A 2,069-nucleotide genomic window follows, 5' to 3' on the forward strand; every position below is an offset into this window, starting at 1 on the left:
TCGCAAAGCGCGGTATCTATGGCTGGAAGCGCGTCTAGCACGCTATAAACGCGCCAAACCTCTAGTCCCATCGCTTTTAAATTTGCGTATAAATTTGAGCTAACCTCGCCGTGGATCTGCGCGACGTCAAGCGGGACAAATTCGCAGATTTCCATTATCTCGCAGTCGCTTTGCCCGGCAAAAACGCCGACGCATTTTTTGCCCGCCGCATGCGCGATGTTCGCTATCTCGCGCGCCGTCCGTGCGCTCACCCGCCGTTTGCTTTTAGCAAATATCGCGCCCAAAAAATCAACGTCCAAACTCGCCACGTCGCGCGCCTCCGCAGGCGTTTTGATACCGCAAATTTTAACCAGCGTCACGCTTCGCCTCGCACGTAGTCCTCAAAATAGCGATAAACTTTGCCGCTTTTTATCGCGTCCAGGATGACCTCTTTTGCCTGCGCTGGGCTATCAGCGACGCCAGCGGCATAGAGCGCAAACATCGCGTTTAGCACGACTACGTCAAATTTCGGTCCGCTAATCTCGCCTTTTAAAATTTGCTTTAAAATTTCGGCGTTTTGCTCAGGCGTGCCGCCCTCGATCTCGCTGTGAAACGCCCGTCTGAAGCCAAACTGCTCGGGCGTGATGCTGTACTCGCTGATCTGGCCGCCGCGTAGCTCCACGACGCGCGTCTCGTCACATAGGCTGATCTCGTCTAGTCCGTCCTCGCCGCGAACTACCAGCGCTCGCTCGCGTCCAAGTAGCTGTAACGTCTCGGCGTATAGGCGCAAAACTGGCTTATGATAGACGCCTACTAGCTGATTTTTGAGCGCTAAATTTGGATTTAGCAGCGGGCCTAGCACGTTAAAAACCGTGCGGATACCTAGGCGCTGGCGCACTTCGCGCACCTCGCCCACTAGCGGGTGGAAAAACGGCGCGTGGAAAAAGGCTAAATTTTTGTCGTTTAGCAGCTCGCGTTGTCGCAGGAGCGAATTTGAGCTCTTAACGCCCAAAATTTCCAGCACGTCTGAGCTGCCTGATTTGCTAGAAACGGCTTTGTTTCCGTGCTTTGCGACTTTGACGCCCAGGCTTGCGAGGATAAACGCGACGGTGGTTGAGATATTTATCGTCTTAAAGCCGTCGCCGCCCGTGCCGCAAAGATCGATCATCGGCGAGGGATCGCGGTAGGTCTGCGAGTATTTTAGGATGTTTTTAGCCAGGCTTGCTAGGCTTTGCGGATAGAGGCTTTTTTCGCTGATTAGCACCAAAAGCGCGGCTAGCTGCGTGATCTCGTACTCTTTGCTCGCGATGATTTCGCAAATTTGCTCAAAGTCGCGGTCGTCTAGCCGCTCGTTTTCTTGCAGTTTGATTAGAAACGGCTTGAGCGGGCGGATCTTTGGCTCTTTGGCGACGTCTGCCGCAGGCGCTGCTTCGTAGTTTATGAAATTTTCGATGATTTTTTTGCCGTACTGCGTGAAGTAGCTCTCGGGGTGAAACTGGATGCCAAAAATCGGCCTGTCTTTCGCGCTAAGCGCCATCACTACGCCGTCCTCGCTCACGGCTGAAGCCTGCAAATTTGACGGTAGCTCGTCCACGTAAAGCGAGTGGTAGCGCATGACCTCAAATTCATCGGGCAGCCCCGTAAATAACGGCTCTTTGCGGCTAACTTTTATGAGCGAAGTTTTGCCGTGATAGGGCTTTTCTAGGCGTTTGATTTTGGCGCCGTAAACGAGCCCGATCGCCTGATGTCCGAGGCAGATACCAAGCACTGGCGCCGCGATATCGCTTCGTAAAATCTCTAGGCAAATGCCGCTATCTTGCGGGTGTTTTGGGCCCGGGCTTAGCACGATTTTGCTCGGATTTAGCCTGCGGATCTCATCCAGCGTGATCTTGTCGTTGCGCACGCAGCGCACTTCTTCGTCGGTTAGTTCGCGTAGATACTGCTCCACGTTGAAAACGAAGCTGTCATAATTATCTATCAATAAAATCAAAATTTTCTCCTTTTTTGCGGCTTGTCTTTTTGCCCTATACTTCGTTGCTTTTAAATTTGGCTCGGTCATTACCGACGAGGTAACTCCCGTCGCCAAATTT

General features: G+C 52.5%; 1 protein-coding gene and 1 pseudogene. Both read right to left on the reverse strand.

Annotated elements, in window-relative coordinates; genetic code table 11:
• Positions 1-359 (reverse strand): annotated as a pseudogene (locus tag Q0338_RS04670) (phosphoribosylanthranilate isomerase); the annotation flags it as partial.
• Positions 356-1,969 carry an anthranilate phosphoribosyltransferase gene (gene trpD, locus Q0338_RS04675; protein ID WP_298085742.1) on the reverse strand — a complete coding sequence of 538 codons (1,614 nt, stop codon included), beginning with the start codon at positions 1,967-1,969 and terminating at the stop codon, positions 356-358. The gene trpD and the pseudogene Q0338_RS04670, both read right to left, overlap by 4 nt.
• Between the last annotated feature and the right edge of the window lie 100 nt (positions 1,970-2,069).

The organism is uncultured Campylobacter sp. (assembly GCF_938018145.1).
Taxonomy (GTDB): Bacteria; Campylobacterota; Campylobacteria; order Campylobacterales; family Campylobacteraceae; genus Campylobacter_A.